This window comes from Bradyrhizobium sp. SZCCHNS3052 (genome assembly GCF_032484495.1).
In the GTDB taxonomy this organism is placed as follows: Bacteria; Pseudomonadota; Alphaproteobacteria; order Rhizobiales; family Xanthobacteraceae; genus Bradyrhizobium.
The window spans coordinates 1258844-1274424 of the sequence record NZ_JAUETB010000001.1 but is presented as its reverse complement, the minus strand read 5'-3'; the positions used below and the strand labels follow the sequence as shown (position 1 = coordinate 1274424).

General features: G+C 65.0%; 14 protein-coding genes. 6 read left to right on the top strand and 8 right to left on the bottom strand.

What is annotated here, in order from left to right; translation table 11 throughout:
• Positions 1-134: 134 nt before the first annotated feature.
• The 5 genes from QX073_RS05840 to QX073_RS05820 form a co-directional block, all read right to left on the bottom strand.
• A complete protein-coding gene (locus QX073_RS05840; protein WP_315751662.1) occupies positions 135-1262 on the bottom strand; it encodes an RNA ligase in 1128 nt (375 codons plus the stop codon).
• 38 nt (positions 1263-1300) lie between these two features.
• Positions 1301-2527, bottom strand: a complete 1227-nt coding sequence (locus tag QX073_RS05835) for a threonine ammonia-lyase (RefSeq protein WP_315712136.1) — start codon at positions 2525-2527, stop codon at positions 1301-1303.
• A gap of 114 nt (positions 2528-2641) precedes the next feature.
• On the bottom strand, positions 2642-3634 hold the full coding sequence (argC, locus tag QX073_RS05830; RefSeq protein WP_316203583.1) for an N-acetyl-gamma-glutamyl-phosphate reductase: 993 nt from the start codon (positions 3632-3634) through the stop codon (positions 2642-2644).
• 10 nt (positions 3635-3644) lie between these two features.
• Entirely contained in the window at positions 3645-4295 is a 651-nt protein-coding gene (locus QX073_RS05825; RefSeq protein WP_315712139.1) for an FMN-binding negative transcriptional regulator, read from the bottom strand.
• 245 nt (positions 4296-4540) lie between these two features.
• Entirely contained in the window at positions 4541-5071 is a 531-nt protein-coding gene (locus tag QX073_RS05820) for a DedA family protein (RefSeq protein WP_315712141.1), read from the bottom strand.
• 271 nt (positions 5072-5342) lie between these two features.
• Between QX073_RS05820 and parE the strand changes: the two genes are divergently transcribed.
• The 4 genes from parE (at position 5343) to QX073_RS05800 (ending at position 9607) form a co-directional block, all read left to right on the top strand.
• Positions 5343-7406, top strand: coding sequence for a DNA topoisomerase IV subunit B (gene parE / locus QX073_RS05815; protein WP_315751665.1), 2064 nt, complete (start codon positions 5343-5345; stop codon positions 7404-7406).
• 238 nt (positions 7407-7644) lie between these two features.
• Positions 7645-8421, top strand: coding sequence for an outer membrane beta-barrel protein (locus QX073_RS05810; protein WP_315751666.1), 777 nt, complete (start codon positions 7645-7647; stop codon positions 8419-8421).
• A 202-nt stretch (positions 8422-8623) separates the two neighbouring features.
• Positions 8624-8809: a hypothetical protein gene (locus QX073_RS05805; protein ID WP_316225593.1), complete on the top strand. Its 186-nt coding sequence runs from the start codon at positions 8624-8626 to the stop codon at positions 8807-8809.
• Between the two features lie 30 nt (positions 8810-8839).
• A complete protein-coding gene (locus tag QX073_RS05800; RefSeq protein ID WP_316225448.1) occupies positions 8840-9607 on the top strand; it encodes a glucose 1-dehydrogenase in 768 nt (255 codons plus the stop codon).
• 8 nt (positions 9608-9615) lie between these two features.
• On the opposite strand, the gene QX073_RS05795 is transcribed toward QX073_RS05800, so the two are convergent.
• Positions 9616-11115 (bottom strand): caspase domain-containing protein, encoded by a 1500-nt coding sequence (locus tag QX073_RS05795; RefSeq protein ID WP_410052357.1) that lies wholly within the window; start codon positions 11113-11115, stop codon positions 9616-9618.
• A 479-nt stretch (positions 11116-11594) separates the two neighbouring features.
• Between QX073_RS05795 and QX073_RS05790 the strand changes: the two genes are divergently transcribed.
• Entirely contained in the window at positions 11595-13052 is a 1458-nt protein-coding gene (locus QX073_RS05790) for a DEAD/DEAH box helicase (RefSeq protein ID WP_316225447.1), read from the top strand.
• 333 nt (positions 13053-13385) lie between these two features.
• The gene (locus tag QX073_RS05785; RefSeq protein ID WP_315751668.1) at positions 13386-14453 is read left to right on the top strand and encodes a GGDEF domain-containing protein; all 1068 of its coding nucleotides are present in this window, start codon (positions 13386-13388) and stop codon (positions 14451-14453) included.
• A 31-nt stretch (positions 14454-14484) separates the two neighbouring features.
• On the opposite strand, the gene QX073_RS05780 is transcribed toward QX073_RS05785, so the two are convergent.
• Both QX073_RS05780 and QX073_RS05775 read right to left on the bottom strand, forming a co-directional pair.
• A complete protein-coding gene (locus QX073_RS05780) occupies positions 14485-15042 on the bottom strand; it encodes a TfoX/Sxy family protein (protein ID WP_316225446.1) in 558 nt (185 codons plus the stop codon).
• A 117-nt stretch (positions 15043-15159) separates the two neighbouring features.
• Positions 15160-15561, bottom strand: a complete 402-nt coding sequence (locus QX073_RS05775; protein WP_315712149.1) for an iron-sulfur cluster assembly accessory protein — start codon at positions 15559-15561, stop codon at positions 15160-15162.
• Positions 15562-15581 lie beyond the last annotated feature (20 nt).

The following is a 15581-nucleotide window of genomic DNA, read 5'->3' as shown; positions in this document are numbered from 1 at the left end:
CGACCGCGTGAGCAGGTCGTGGCGCAAAGAAGCGAGAAAGGTGCAGATAAGGCAGCAAGCACCGCGTCGGCGGAGGCGTGTTGCTGCAATGCAATGGACGTCCACGACCTCGCTGCGCGAGGCGGCTGGCGGCCTCAGCCGTCGAGAGCGTCGATCAGCGTTTCGTCGACCAACGGACGCAGGCTGAAATCGTCCTTCAGCCGCGTGCGTCCATACCAGTCGAGCAAGGTGACCTCCTTGCCGAGATAGCGCTGCATCGCCAGGCCGAACAGCGGATTGTCCTTGTTGGCGATCGCAAAGCTCTTGCGGTCGAGATCGCGGTCACGCTGATAGACGGCCTCGATCTCATCCAGGAAGCGGGAGAGCATGCTTTTCAGTCGCGCCTCCACCTCATTCACCGCGGCCAGATCGACACCTGCTTCGACCAAGTGGCCTTTGACGTCGTCCAGCTCTTCATTGAGCGCCAGCCAGGCGATGTCGCGCTCGCGCAGGAACGACAGGCTGCGATGGATGCGCAGGTACCAGGGGCACTTGATCTTGACCATGTCGCCATTGGCGAACTGGATGACGTAGCCTTCCCTGCCCTCCATGTCGGCCAGCGAGTCAATGGCGGCGGCAAGCGACAGCCCGTCGAACCGATGCACCAGCGGAACGCCGTGGCCGGCGACCAGGTCATGAACGGCATGACCGCTGTCCAGCATGACATATTGGCCGGTGACGTTGTCGCGCACATGCAGCAGCCGCAGCTCGGGCTGCTCCTGCGCGACGACGATCCGCGCATCCGGATGGGTCAGCTCGAAGATCGCGGTCATGCCGGCGCTCGCGACCTCCTTGGCGAAGGCGTTGATGTGGGCGTGCTCTGGCTGGTCCAGCAGCCCTGCAGCCAAATGGACCACATCCGAGTTGAAAGACTTTTTCGACCGCCACTTCAGCTGGCCCTCGACCCAGGCGGTCGCGACCATGCTGCCGTCGAGCTTGTCGTAGATCGCGACGATGTCGTCACGCGACAGCAGCCGGTCCGGCGCCAGCCATTCCTTCTCCCCGACGTTGAAGAACTTGTGCAGCGGCCGCGAAACGATGTGGCCGGAGCGGTCGAACGCGATGCCGCGGCACTCCAGCGCCTCCGGCGAGTCGAAGGTCTTGGAGTCCATGAACAGATAGCAGCCGAGCGTGATGCCGTTGGGCTGGGAGAGGAAACGAATCTCCTTCTTCCCAGCGACCGCAGGCTCGACGTCGGAGATGTGCCGAATGGTCTTGAACATCGTTGACGTTCCACAATCCGTATCGTTGGGAGGCGCGCTCAGGTGCAGCGCGCCTTGAAATTTGCGGCGACAAGCTTCGCCATCACGTCGTTGAGATGCGCCTGGTCGCGCGTCTCGATCACCAGCTCGAGCAGGGTCGCCTTGGCCGGCAGGTCCGAGAACGTTCGCTGATGCGACACCTCGATGATGTTGGCGCCGGCATCGGCGAGCAGCGTCGACACGGCAGCGAGTTGTCCGGGACGATCGACGATGTCGATCGACAGCTGCGTCAGCCGCCCCTCGCGAGCGAGCTCGCGGGTGAGCACCGAGGCGATCAGTCGGGTGTCGATGTTGCCGCCGCTCAGCACCAGGCCGACATTGCGGCCGGCAAACTGCGCGGGGTGCGCGAGCACTGCGGCGAGACCGACGGCGCCGGCGCCTTCGACCACCGTCTTCTCGATCGAGATCAGCGTGGCGAGCGCACGCTCGATCTGCGGCTCGTTGACCAGCAGGATATCGTCGACGAGATGGCGGATAATCTCGGTCGTGATCCGGCCCGGCGATTTCACCGCGATGCCCTCGGCGAGCGTGTCGCCGCGCATCGGCAGCTGACTGCTGCGGATGGCGTTGTACATCGACGGATAGAGTTCGGCCTGAACGCCGACGATGCGCAAGCCCGGCTTGATTGCGCGCGCCGCGACCGCCATGCCGGAGATCAGCCCGCCGCCGCCGATCGGCACCACGAGCGTATCGAGCTCGGGGACCACCGCGAGCATCTCCAGCGCCACCGTGCCCTGCCCTGCGATGATCAGTGGATCGTCGTAAGGATGGATCATGGTCATGCCGTGCGCCGCGCCGTGCTCCCTGGCGAACGCGCCCGCCTCCTCCAAGGTGGCGCCGGAAATCACGACCTCGGCGCCGTGCCGCTTGGTGTTCTCCACCTTCACCATCGGCGTGCCCACCGGCATCACGATGGTCGCGGGAATGCCGAGACGCCGCGCGTTATACGCGACGCCCTGCGCGTGGTTGCCGGCCGACATCGCGATCACGCCGCGTTCGCGCTGCTCGGCGGACAGCGCATTCAGCCGGTTCAGCGCGCCGCGCTCCTTGAACGACGACGTGAACTGCAGGTTCTCGAATTTCAGCCAGACGTTGCAGCCGCAGATCTCGCCGAGCGTCCGGCTCTGGTTGCAGGCCGTCGCGAGCACGGCGCCACCGATGGTCTCGGCGGCGGCCCGCACATCGTTGGCGGTGACGGGCAGCGCGTTCAGATCAGTGGCGGTCATGGGTCTGCCCATCCCTCAGCGTGCGTCATTGCACGCGATGCCGGCGGCGCGCCGACCTCGCATGATGTTGCCGATCGTGCCGGCGCGTCTGCGGCCGGACGATCCAGATCGGTCTCAGCTCCCGAGATCGGGCAGTCCGAGCATCAGCCGCATGTTCTGCACGGCCGCGCCCGAGGCGCCCTTGCCGAGATTGTCGAGCCGCGCCACCAGCACCGCCTGGTGATGCTGGTCGCTGGCGAAGACGTAGAGCTCGAGCTTGTTCGTCTCGTTCAGCGCCTCCGGCTCGAGCCGGCCGCTCTTGGCCGCCGCGCCATCGAGCGGCATCACCGAGACGTATTTGCTGCCGGCATAATGCTTCGTCAGGGCCGCCTGCAGGTCCGAGCCTGACGGCTTGCCCGGCAGTGTGTCGAGTTGCAGCGGCACGGAGACCAGCATGCCCTGCCGGTAGTTGCCGACGGAGGGAATGAAGATCGGCCGCCGGGTCAACCGCGAATAGAGCTGCAGCTCAGGCAGATGCTTGTGCTCGAGGCCGAGACCGTACAGCTCGAAGTTCGGCGCGGTGCCATTCTCAAAGGCCGCGATCATCGTCTTGCCGCCGCCGGAATAGCCGCTCACCGCGTTCACCGTGACCGGATAGTCCTGCGGCATCAGTCCGGCATCGACCAGCGGCCGCAGCAGCGCGATGCCGCCGGTGGGATAGCAGCCGGGATTGGAGACCTTGCGCGCATTCCGGATCTTGTCGGCCTGGTCGGCGGCGAGCTCGGGAAAGCCATAGGCCCAGTCCGGCGCGACCCGGTATGCGGTCGACGCGTCCAGCACCTTCGGCGCAGAGCTGCCCATGCCGTCGATCAGCGCCACCGTCTCCTTGGCCGCATCGTCCGGCAGGCAAAGGATGACGAGATCGACCTCGGCCATCAGCGCCCGCTTGGCCGCCGGATCCTTGCGCTTGTCCTCGGCGATCGTCTTCACGACGATGTCCGGCTGGTGCCGGAGACGCTCGGCGATTCCCAGGCCGGTCGTTCCCGAGCCGCCGTCGACGAACACGGCGCGTGTCGCAGTCCCGGAGGCGGCGTGAGCTTTCGGCACGTTGCTGTCGATCACGGTCATGACACGCTCCTTAGGTCTGGGTTTCGCCGGCAAAGGCCTGGGGCCGCGCCTGCCGCATGAGAGAGGAAATCTGTTGCGAGCCAATGTCGGGCTGCTCGCCGAGCCTCGTCGCGATCGTCGCGTAGTCGGCCTCGGACTTGTGCTGGTTGAGCTTGAAGCTGCCTTCGACCTGATCGATCGTCATGACGATGCCCACAATCGCCTTGCGCATCGCCTCGAGGCGTCCCGCCGTCATCTTGTCCGAGGTCCAGGGCTTCTTCGGCAGCAGCCGCTGCTCGAACTTCGCACTGACCTCATCCGTCTGCCGCGCGAGCTCGGCCTCCGACAAGATCCGCGCCGTACCGGTCAGATGCACGGCCTGATAGAGCCAGGTCGGCACCTGGTCGGGCGACACATACCAATCGGCGGAGACGTAAGCATCGGCGCCGCTGACGGCCAACAGCCAGGGCGTCGTACCGTCGGCGATCCTTGCCAGCGGATTGCCGCGCGCGACATGGAAGAACGCCTGCGGCGTGCCATCGTTCAAGGCGCCCAGGTGAAACGGTACCGGTGACGCGATCGGCTTTGTGCCGTCCCACGCGCAGACCATGCCGAAGCCGCGCGCGTCAGCGAAGCCGAGGCTCGCGGCGCGATCGGGCTTGAAGGGCGGTGGCGTGTACATCGGAAACTCCTGCTGGACGAAGGAGCCGCCTGATCAATCGCGCTGCAAGGAGAAAGTCTGCCGCGGGATCGGATCCGGCGGCAGGGGCTGTGATCTAGACGCAGATCATCGCCCGTACCGCGGAGGTACGACGGCGCATTTCGGCGATCATGTGGGTCGCTGCGTTGATCATGGGGGCAGGCCTATAAGGCTGCCGGGTTCCTGCGTCAAGCTCGCAAGTCGGCCCGGCGCGTTCAGGGCTGGCGTCAGACCGCATGCCACAGCCATTCCATGATGCGCCCGATGATGTCGCCGAACAGCAGCAGCACCGCCGACCACACCAGCGCCGACACGAAGTTGGCGATCTGGAACACCATGTAGGGCATCTCGAAAATGCCCGCCGCCAGCGGCACCGATGCGCGCAACGGGCCAAAGAACCGGCCGATGAAGATGCTCGGCACGCCCCAATCGCGCACGAAGGCCTCGCCGCGCGGCAGCAGCTCCGGGTAGCGCGACAGCGGCCACATCTGGGCGACGCGGTCCTTGTAGCGGTAGCCGAACCAGTAGGAGACCCAGTCGCCGAGCGCGGCGCCGATGCCCCCGGCCAGCCATATCGGCCAGAAGCTGATCCCGGTGGCGCCGATCAGGGCGCCGATCGCGACCAGGGCGCCCCAGGCGGGAATCAGGAGCGAGACGAAGGCCAGGGACTCGCCAAAGGCAAGCAGCAGGACGATCGGAGCAGCCCAGGCCTGATGGTCGCGCACGAAGTCGGCAACCGCGCGGCCAAAATCTTCCATCTGCTCGACGCCTTTCTGCTCCGCGGCGCTTAAGTGCTTGAAGGCCTTCGCGGTTCCATGGCGCAGACTGGTACGCCACCGAACCCGCCCACTTCAAGTCACAACAACCGGCTGAACCGCGTGAACAGCGGCGATCCGACGTTCGGAACCGGCCAAGACGTGGCGGGCCGGTGAACGTCGTTGTTTCCCGGGGTCATTGTTTTATGCCGGTCCATGGCATAGTCAGGCCCAACGATTCGTTCCATCTTGCGCACACGCAACATCAGATTCCATGGGTAAGCCGTTGAAATCAGCTGCAAAAGCCAAGGCCAAGAGCGTCACGGACCCGTTGGCGGCGTTCGCCGCCAAGGGCAAGGCTCCGGCCAAGCCAGCCGCCCGCTCGGCGAGTGCCGAGGGCGATTACACTGCCCGTGACATCGAGGTCCTCGAGGGCCTGGAGCCGGTGCGGCGCCGCCCCGGCATGTATATCGGCGGCACCGACGAAAAGGCGCTGCACCACCTGTTTGCCGAGGTCATCGACAACTCGATGGACGAGGCGCTGGCCGGCCACGCCACCTTCATCGAGGTCGAGCTCGACGCCGAAGGCTTCCTCACCGTGACCGACAACGGCCGCGGCATTCCTATCGATCCCCATCCCAAGTTTCCGAAGAAGTCGGCGCTCGAAATCATCATGTGCACGCTGCACGCGGGCGGCAAGTTCGACTCCAAGGTCTACGAGACCTCGGGCGGCCTGCACGGCGTCGGCATCTCCGTGGTGAACGCGCTGTCGACCCGGCTCGAGGTCGAGGTCGCCCGCAACCAGAAGCTCTACCGCATGGTGTTCGAACGCGGACATCCCAAGGGCAAGCTCGAGGAGGTCGGCAAGGTCGCCAACCGGCGCGGCACACGGGTGCGTTTCCAACCCGACCCGACCATCTTCGGCGCCAAGGCGACGTTCAAGCCGCAGCGCCTGTTCAAGATGGCGCGCTCGAAAGCCTATCTGTTCGGCGGCGTCGAGATCCGCTGGAAGTGCGATCCGTCGCTGCTGAAGGGCATCGAGGACGTCCAGGCCGAGGCGACGTTCCATTTCCCCGGCGGTCTGAAGGACTACCTGGCCGCAGCGATCCATGCCGACACGCTGGTCCATCCGGATATCTTCGCCGGCAAGTCGGGCCGCACCGGTGGCCATGGCGGCTGTGAATGGGCGGTCGCCTGGACCGCCGATGCCGACGGCTTCCTGTCCTCCTATTGCAACACGATTCCGACGCCGGACGGCGGCACGCACGAATCCGGCATCCGCAGCGCGCTTCTGCGCGGCCTGAAGGACCACGCCGAGCGCGTCGGCCAGGGCAAGCGATCGGCCAACATCACCTCCGAGGACATCATGGCGGGCGCCGCCATCATGCTCTCGGTGTTCGTGCGCGAGCCGGAATTCCAGGGCCAGACCAAGGACCGCCTCGCCACGGCAGAGGCCCAGCGCATCGTCGAGCAGGCCGTCAAGGACCCGTTCGACCACTGGCTGTCCGGCAATCCGGTGCAGGCCAACCGGCTGCTCGATTTCGTCATCGAGCGCGCCGAGGAACGCATCCGCCGCCGGCAGGAGAAGGAGACGGCGCGCAAGACCGCGACCAAGAAGCTGCGCCTGCCCGGCAAGCTCGCCGACTGCACCGACGCCGGCACCGAAGGCTCCGAGCTGTTCATCGTCGAGGGCGATTCGGCCGGCGGCAGCGCCAAGCAGGCGCGCGACCGCAAGAAGCAGGCGGTGCTGCCGCTGCGCGGCAAGATCCTCAACGTGGCCTCCGCCGGCAAGGACAAGCTGACCGCCAACGCCCAGCTCGCCGATCTCGTGATGGCGATCGGCGCCGGCACCGGCACGTCGTATCGCGAGGAGGATCTGCGCTACCAGCGCATCATCATCATGACCGATGCCGACGTCGACGGCGCCCACATCGCCTCGCTGCTGATTACCTTCTTCTACCGGCAGATGCGGCCGCTGATCGACGAGGGGCATCTCTACCTCGCCGTGCCGCCGCTCTACCGGCTCACCCATGGCAGCAAGACGTTCTACGCGCGCGACGATGCCCATCGGGACGAGCTCCTGAAGCGCGAGTTCAATGCCAACGCCAAGGTCGAGATCGGCCGCTTCAAAGGTCTCGGTGAGATGATGCCGGCCCAGCTCAAGGAAACCACCATGGATCCGGCCAAGCGCACCCTGCTGCGCGTGGTTCTGCTGGCCGAGGATCGCGACGGCACCGCCGACTCGGTCGAGCGGCTGATGGGGACCAAGGCAGAGGCCCGCTTCGCCTTCATTTCGGAAAAGGCCGAATTCGCCAGCGACGAGCTGCTCGACGTCTAGCTTTTGACCCGATTTCACGCCTCGATTGCAGGTTCCATTGGCTCGCGCGAGCCTACAATCGACCTTTCCAATCAGAGGGTTACGAGAATCCCGAGCATCCCGCAGCGCACTTTCCCCTCCGGTGTGCTCAACCTGCAACAGCTTTTGGGCACCAATCGGCTATAGTTCGGGCACATCTGGCGAGGGAATCGCCGCCGCAACCCGGCACCTGCGACATGACGATCTTGGGGAATTGAATATGAAAAAGCTTTTGCTTGCTGCCACTGCGCTGGTTGCGATCACGGGTGCCGCTTCGGCTGCTGATCTGGCAGCTCGCCCCTACGTGAAGGCTCCGATGATGCCGGTGGCGCCGAGCTGGACCGGCTTCTACATCTTCGGTGGTGCCGGCGGCGGCATCTGGGATGCCGACTCGCACACCAACTTCAACGGCGTGCCGGTGACGATCGATCAGCGCGTCGGTGGCGACGGCTGGTTCGGCACCGTCGGCGCCGGCTACGACTGGCAGTTCAATCCGTCCTGGGTCTTCGGCGTGTTCGCCGATGGTCAGTTCGGCAGCATGCGCGGCACCGTGCAGGATCAGATTGCGCCGGCCCTCACTGGCCGCATCAAGATGCAGGATGCTTGGGCCGCGGGCGCTCGCATTGGCTATTTGGTTGCTCCGAATGTCCTGTCGTACGTCAATGCCGGTTACTCCGGATCGCATTGGTCGGGCACTGGTCTGACCACCCTCACCGGTGCTGCCTCGGGCTTGCATACCGACTCGTTCAACCGGAACGGCTGGTTCGTCGGCGGCGGCGTCGAGAACAACCTGAACATCTTCGGCATCTCGGCGCCGGGCTGGTTCATGAAGACCGAATATCGCGCGGCCTATTACGACCGCAAGGACATTGCCGTCCGCTTCGATGGCACCAATGCTCTGAGCACGGACTCCGTCAGCTTCAAGCCGTGGGTGCAGACCATCAGCACCTCGCTGGTCTACCGCTTCAACTGGACCGGCCCGGTCGTCAAGTACTGAGCCGAACGCACTCGGTCTTTCAATAATTCTGCGAAAAGCCCCGGTTGATCCGGGGCTTTTTGTTTTTGGCTCGGATATTGGCGGCTGGAGCCGCTGGTCATCTGCCGCGCCGGCCGCTAGCCTCCTCGTCACAAAACTTCACAAAAAAGACGGCAGCAGCGTTTCCGATGCTGTGACGCGGTCGACGAGGGAGGACATGGTCATGCGGAAATTCCTGATGATCGGCGGCCTGCTCGTGCTCGCCATCGGCCTGCTCTGGGTCGGTCAGGGCACCGGGGTGGTGGCATGGCCGCGGACGAGCTTCATGATCAACCAGCTGCAATGGGCCGGCTATGGCGTCGGCATGGGTGCACTCGGCCTGGTGATGATCTGGCAGGGCACCTGCTGACGTCTGACAACAACGACATGGAGACACGACATGGCGGGCCGTTTCGACCTGAGTGGCAAGGTTGCGATCGTGACGGGAGGCAACGGCGGAATCGGCTTGGGGATGGCGCGCGGGCTTGCCGATGCCGGCGCCGACATTGCCGTGGTCGGCCGCAACGAAACCAAGTCACGGGCGGCGGTGGCTGATCTCGCCGGTCGCGGCGGCCGTGCCATCGCCGTCACAGCCGACGTCAGCGACAAGGACGACGTCGCCGCCATGGTCGCGCGCGTGACCAGCGAGCTCGGTCGCATCGACATCCTCATCAACAATGCCGGCATGAGCATCCGCAAGCCGCCGCACGTGCTCGAGCTGGAGGAGTGGCAGCAGGTGATCGACACCAATCTCACCAGCGCCTTCCTGTGCTCGAAGGCCGCCTACCCGGCCCTCAAGGCGAACGGCGGCGGCAAGATCATCAACATCGGCTCGATGCTGTCGATCTTCGGCGCCAGCTTCGCGCCGGCCTATGCGGCCAGCAAGGGCGGCATCGTGCAGTACACGCGCGCCTGTGCCTGCGCCTGGTCGCCCGACAACATCCAGGTCAACGCGATCTTGCCGGGCTGGATCGACACCGACCTGACGCGCGCGGCGCGCAGCCAGATCGACGGCCTGCACGACCGCGTGCTGGCGCGCACGCCGGCGGCACGGTGGGGCGACATCGACGACTTCGCCGGCATCGCGACGTTCTTGAGCTCGCCGGCCTCGGACTTCGTCACCGGCACAGCCATTCCCGTCGATGGTGGCTATTCGATCATGGCCTAGCCGAGGTCTCAGCGTCGAAAGCTCTTGATTTCGGAGACGCTGCCGTCGCGATAGGTCAACTCCACCGAGACGAACTTCGTCGCTGGCGGCAGCTTCAAATAGGGCGTGGCGTTGGAGGGAATCGCAATGGGATCGCGCATGTCGCAGCCGGGCATGTTGAGGACCTTGTCCGGCACCGCCGTGTCGATGCCGATGCGGACCTCGCGGATGGCGCAGCGATACGACATCAGGTGCGTGTAGTAGACCAGGAGACCGTTGAACTCGCGGAACGACAGCCAGCTCGTCGCGGTCATGTCGAGGATCTTGCGCTGGTCATGCACCAGCGCGGCCTCCGGCTCGAAGCGGATCGGGAACGGTCCCTGCATCTCGCCCGATGCATCGACATAGCGGACCTGGATGGTGCCCGCGGGCGCATCCGACGGCAGCTGGATCGAGGGATTGGGCATGCGCTTGCGCGTGCGCGGATCGAGCACGTCCATGAAGCCGGTCTCGCGAAACTCTCCTGCCTCACCCATGCGCCAGGAAATGCCGAGCGTCGGATCGGCGATCGAGAAGGTGACGGTCCAGCCGCCATTGTGGCGCGAGAACATCGCAATCGGTGCGTTCAGGCTCTCGTTCGCCGGCGGAATGCGCGGCGCCGAGACGGGAGGCAGTGCCGCCAGCTTCTGCTGCGGCTCGGCCGGCTTGTCGGCTGCAGCCGGCCCCTTCGCCATGCCGTTGAGAAAGACATCGTCGACCATCTGGTCGAAATAGACCGGAATCTGCTTGTGCCGCACGGTCTCGGCGAGCTCGCTGACCAGCCGACGGGTGCGTTGCGCCACCTGCACCAGATTGACGCCGGGCTGCGTCAGCTCCTTGGCGAAGGTGCGCGTGAACACCGAGTTTGGATTGACGTCGTCGTTGGAGAGCCGGTCGAGCGCGGTCTGGCGCGGACCGGCCGAGAACACTGAGAATACGCCTTCCGGCAACTGCGTCATCGGCGCCAGGCCACCCCCGCCCGCCACCGCGCGCGTGCCCGAGCGCTCGAACGGATTGTTGCGGCAGGCGTCGAACACCAGGATCGAGGTGCGCGCCTTCTTGTTCTGCAGCCGCTCGATGACGCGGTCCGCGAGGATCGAGGCGTCGCGTACCAGCTCTTCCTGGCCTTCGGTGGCCGCGGGCACGTCGGTCGGCAACAGGAAGTTCTGGCCGGCGATTTCGAAGCCGTGACCGGCATAGAAGAAGAACGCAGTGTCGCCCGGCTCGACGGCGTTGTCGAACGCCAGCAGTGTCTGGCTGAACTGCTGGCGATTGAGATTCTCCGCGACCATGACATTGAAGCCGAGTTGCTTCAGCGTGTCGCCCATCGTCCGCGCGTCGTTGACGGCCTTCTGCAGCTTCGGCACGAAGCGGTAGTCGTTGTTGCCGATCACGAGCGCAACGCGCTTCTCGGCACGCGCGGCCGCCGGCGCCAGAACCATTGCCAGCATCGCCAGCCCGCACGCCAGCCACGTCCGCATCGATCTCATCGTTCGTCCCTGCCCTCATCGCGTGGGCTGCCGCCTTCGGATAGTCGACGGCACCGCGCCACCGGTTCATGCCGGCGGCACACGCGGCTGCTCCCCTGCCGAACACACGCCGCAATTCCGTCGACAATTCGACCAGAGCGCTTTCCGCGACCGGCCGTAGGAAGCTTCGGAGCACCCGAATACGACAGCTCGACGACAGGTTGCCTGCAAATAATGCAAAAACATTAAGCTTTTTCGGTACTTCGCTCCCCTCTTCCATTGACTTTGCAGAATTCGCCCCTATCTTCCGCAGCAGCGCGGCCGGATCGCATCCGATTCCTGAGAGATTGACCGCGGGTCGGCGTTAGTCAGAAAACCCCCAGCTTCGTTAGAGCATGCCGTTTCGGGGTTGAGCGCGACCACAGCCTTTTACCCTCGATTCCTAACGGCGGCGTCGAATAGAGGCCCCGTCGCCTATCGGCGCGTGACATAGAGGCTCGATGTCTTTTTCCAATCTCGGCTTGTCCGACAAGGTGTTGGCTGCAGTTGCGGCCACTGGTTACACCACCCCGACCCCCATTCAGGAACAGGCGATTCCTCATGTGCTGGCGCGCCGCGACGTGCTCGGCATCGCCCAGACCGGCACCGGCAAGACCGCCGCTTTCGTCCTGCCGATGCTCACGATCCTCGAGAAGGGCCGCGCCCGCGCCCGAATGCCGCGCACCCTGATCCTGGAGCCGACCCGTGAGCTGGCCGCCCAGGTCAAAGAGAACTTCGATCGCTACGGCGCCGGACAGAAGCTCAACGTCGCTCTGTTGATCGGCGGCGTCTCCTTCGGCGACCAGGACGCCAAGCTGACCCGCGGGGTCGACGTGCTGATCGCCACGCCAGGCCGACTGCTCGATCATACGGAACGCGGCGGATTGCTGCTCACGGGCGTGGAGCTCCTGGTCATCGACGAAGCCGACCGCATGCTCGACATGGGTTTCATCCCCGACATCGAGCGCATCTGCAAGCTCGTCCCCTTCACCCGCCAGACCCTGTTCTTCACCGCGACCATGCCGCCGGAAATCCGGCGCATCACCGAAACCTTCCTGCACAACCCGCAGAAGGTCGAGGTCTCCAAGCCGGCCACGACCGCCGTCACCGTGACCCAGTTGCAGGTCCCATCCGGACGCGAGGCGCATCAGAAGCGCGAGGTGCTGCGCAGGCTGTTGCGGAACGCCAAGGATCTCAACAACGCGATCATCTTCTGCAACCGCAAGCGCGACGTCGCCATCGTTCACAAGTCGCTGCAGAAGCACGGCTTCAGTGTTGGCGCCCTGCACGGCGACATGGACCAGTCGGCCCGCACCGCGGCGCTCGATCAATTCCGCAAGGGCGAACTGCCCTTGCTCGTCGCCTCCGACGTCGCCGCACGCGGCCTCGACATTCCCGAAGTCAGCCACGTCTTCAATTTCGACGTGCCGCATCATTCCGACGACTACGTTCACCGCATTGGCCGTACCGGCCGCGCCGGACGGACCGGCACGGCAATCTCGATCGTGGCCCCGGCCGACCAGAAGTCGATGGTCGCCATCGAGAAGCTGATCGGACAGGGCATTCCGACGATCGAGGGTGACTACGAAGTGCAGGAATCCTCGAGCGACGAGGATACGCGTGAGCGACGTCCGCGTGACGCCGCGCGTCGCGGCAGCCGCGGCAAGGCGCGGGAGCGCGATGCGGCCCCGCGCGAGCGTGATCCAGCCCCGCGGGAGCGCGAGCCGCGCGCGGCAGCTCCGCGCGCCGCACAGGCAAATTCTCCGCGGCCTGCGCCGAGCGCTCGCAAGGAGCAGCCTCGCAACGAACAGCCTCGCAATGAAGCGCGGCGACCGCGGCGCGACCACGACAACGAGCCCGCCGATCACTCACATCTGCCCGCCTTCCTGCTTCGCCCGGTGCGGGCACCGCTTCCCTGAGCGCGGGCACAAGATTCCGGGCTGCTCCCCCCAATGCGGTCGCCCGGAACATCAGCCGCTGCATTCGTAGACCTGACTTAAGTCGACAGCGCTGAGCTCTCGGCGAGGCGTGCGTCGAGCGAACAGTTCCAGCCCGCGTCAGCAAGTTCCCGGCAGCATCCTATGTAGCTCATTGAACATATGAGCTGCCGTTCCCGTATCCACGGCGCGGCGCATCCGGGACTCTACGGCCGTATTTACCCCTGGTTCACAAACGTCCTTTAGCTTGGCCGGCATTGTTTATTTCATTGCTGTGACGACGACGGCGACGCGGGCGATTGGGGGGAACCTGTGGTGGTCAATGCGCTTGACGAACACGAACGCACGATAGGCTTCGCCGAAGTCGCGCTCAGCCAGATCAGAACGCTCCGCCATTCGGCCAATCCGCGCAATTACGAGGTCTGGTACGTCTACGCGACGGGCTACAACGCACCGCTGAACGAGATCATCAACGAGACGCTTTCGCGCAACGGCAAGCTGTCGCAGTCCGATCTCGATCAGCTCTACGACTCCTACCTCGCGCAGCTCAAGACGTCGGATCGCATCGACAAGGTCGGCGCGCGCGTCGTCGGCGAGATCGACGACCTGGTGAACATGCTCACCGATGCTCTCGGCAGGACGGCGAGCTACGATGCGAGCCTCGCGGGCGCCGATCAACGACTCGCGTCGGCCACCAGCCGCGAGCAACTGGTCGACATCATCGAGGCGCTGGCCCATTCGACCAAGCAGATGCGCGAAACCAACCGGATCCTCGAAGAGCGGCTGACGCTGTCCAAGGACGAGATCAGCGGGCTGCAGCACAGCCTGGAGGTGATTCGGGCCGAGAGCCTGACCGATCCCCTCACCGGCCTCGGCAATCGCAAATATTTCGACCGAATGATCGAGACGACGGTGCAGTCGGGGCTCGCGACCGAGCAGCCGCTGTCGCTGTTGATGTTCGACATCGACCACTTCAAGTCCTTCAACGATTCCTACGGACATCTCACCGGAGACCAGGTGCTGCGCCTGGTCGGGATGACCCTGAAGCACGCCATCAAGGGCCAGGATATCGCAGCGCGCTATGGCGGCGAGGAGTTCGCCGTCGTGCTGCCCAACACCTCGCTACAGCACGCGCTGACGGTGGCCGATCACATCCGCCGCGCCGTCACGGCAAAGGAGCTCAAGAAGAAATCGACGGGAGAGATTCTCGGACGTGTGACCATCTCGGTCGGCGTATCCGTGCTGCGGGCCGGCGATGACACCGACGCCCTGATCGAGCGCGCGGACGCCTGCCTCTATGCCGCCAAGCGCAACGGCCGCAACAAGGTGGTATGCGAGAACGATCCCGAATACGCGACGACGACGCGAGGTCAGGTCGCCTGACGGCAAGGTCGCCAGCGACGCATATGGAGCATCAGCGTGCTCGCGATGATGCTGCGCGCGACGTCTGCCGGCCCCGCGCCACTGTCGCGCTGCGTGTTTTGCGACCGGCGGGACCCTTGTCTGCGCTCTTGTCAACGCTCTTGGCCACCTTTCCCGTCTTGGCCGACTTGGTCTTTTTCACTGCCGGCCTGGTTGGTCCAGGCTTCGCCCCACCCCGGGTCGGGACCAGTCTGTTGCCCCGCGCCGCCCCCTTCTTGCTGGTCCGCTTGCTCAAGGCCGCCCTCTGGGCCGCTGCGAATGCATCTCTCGCCCAGACCGCGAACTCGTCGGTGTCATCGAACAGATGTGCCGGCACCTGCCAATACGACCGCACCGTCATGGTCCGCGCGCGGGTCTCGTAGGAAAACGGCTTGGATCCGGCCTCCTCGAATCTGGCAAAGCTGGTTTCGTCAGCACGGAGATAAAGGCCGCTGCGCAGCGCGAGCGCGAAGTTGATGCCGTCGGCGGAGATGCCGAAGCCGGAGAACATCCGCCGGATCGTGACCGGACCGAAGCCGGCGAACAGATCGATCAGGAATTCGCGGTCCATCGCGCCAGCTCCCGCCAACACCCCACTTGCTCGCCCGGAGTTTTCGGTCGGGAAGGTGGCGCGTGTCAATGTCCGGAACGCGACAGCTCCGGAGCCGCACTGGCTGGAAGCGGACGATCAGACCTCGGCCGGCTTGAGCTGCACCGACTCGCCGCAGCCGCAGGCACTGATCTGGTTCGGATTGTTGAAGACGAACTGGGCCTGCATCTTGTCAGCCTGATAGTCCATCTCGGTGCCGAGCAGAAACAGCACGGCCTTGGGATCGACCAGGATCTTGACGCCCTTGTCCTCGACGACCTCGTCGGTCGGCCGGATATCATGGGCATACTCGACCGTGTAGGACTGACCGGCGCAGCCGCCATTCTTGACACCGACACGCAATCCGATGATCTCGGACTCGGCGCGATCGGTGAGCTCACGGATGCGCTTGGCCGCCGCATCGGTGAGCCGCATCACCTGCGGGCGGGGCCGCGGCTTGGGCTTGGCAACAGGCGCTGTCGAATTCGTCGTGCTGGTCATGGCGTCATCCCGGCGGGGTA

What these genes read in the sequence shown, in the direction of transcription:
- QX073_RS05795 (WP_410052357.1), bottom strand. Translation starts at nt 11,115, where the DNA reads ATGAGATCGATGCGGACGTGGCTGGCGTGCGGGCTGGCGATGCTGGCA.
- argC (WP_316203583.1), bottom strand. Translation starts at nt 3,634, where the DNA reads ATGACCGTGATCGACAGCAACGTGCCGAAAGCTCACGCCGCCTCCGGG.
- parE (WP_315751665.1), top strand. Translation starts at nt 5,343, where the DNA reads ATGGGTAAGCCGTTGAAATCAGCTGCAAAAGCCAAGGCCAAGAGCGTC.
- QX073_RS05780 (WP_316225446.1), bottom strand. Translation starts at nt 15,042, where the DNA reads ATGGACCGCGAATTCCTGATCGATCTGTTCGCCGGCTTCGGTCCGGTC.
- QX073_RS05805 (WP_316225593.1), top strand. Translation starts at nt 8,624, where the DNA reads ATGCGGAAATTCCTGATGATCGGCGGCCTGCTCGTGCTCGCCATCGGC.
- QX073_RS05790 (WP_316225447.1), top strand. Translation starts at nt 11,595, where the DNA reads ATGTCTTTTTCCAATCTCGGCTTGTCCGACAAGGTGTTGGCTGCAGTT.
- QX073_RS05810 (WP_315751666.1), top strand. Translation starts at nt 7,645, where the DNA reads ATGAAAAAGCTTTTGCTTGCTGCCACTGCGCTGGTTGCGATCACGGGT.
- QX073_RS05820 (WP_315712141.1), bottom strand. Translation starts at nt 5,071, where the DNA reads ATGGAAGATTTTGGCCGCGCGGTTGCCGACTTCGTGCGCGACCATCAG.
- QX073_RS05825 (WP_315712139.1), bottom strand. Translation starts at nt 4,295, where the DNA reads ATGTACACGCCACCGCCCTTCAAGCCCGATCGCGCCGCGAGCCTCGGC.
- QX073_RS05835 (WP_315712136.1), bottom strand. Translation starts at nt 2,527, where the DNA reads ATGACCGCCACTGATCTGAACGCGCTGCCCGTCACCGCCAACGATGTG.
- QX073_RS05775 (WP_315712149.1), bottom strand. Translation starts at nt 15,561, where the DNA reads ATGACCAGCACGACGAATTCGACAGCGCCTGTTGCCAAGCCCAAGCCG.
- QX073_RS05840 (WP_315751662.1), bottom strand. Translation starts at nt 1,262, where the DNA reads ATGTTCAAGACCATTCGGCACATCTCCGACGTCGAGCCTGCGGTCGCT.
- QX073_RS05800 (WP_316225448.1), top strand. Translation starts at nt 8,840, where the DNA reads ATGGCGGGCCGTTTCGACCTGAGTGGCAAGGTTGCGATCGTGACGGGA.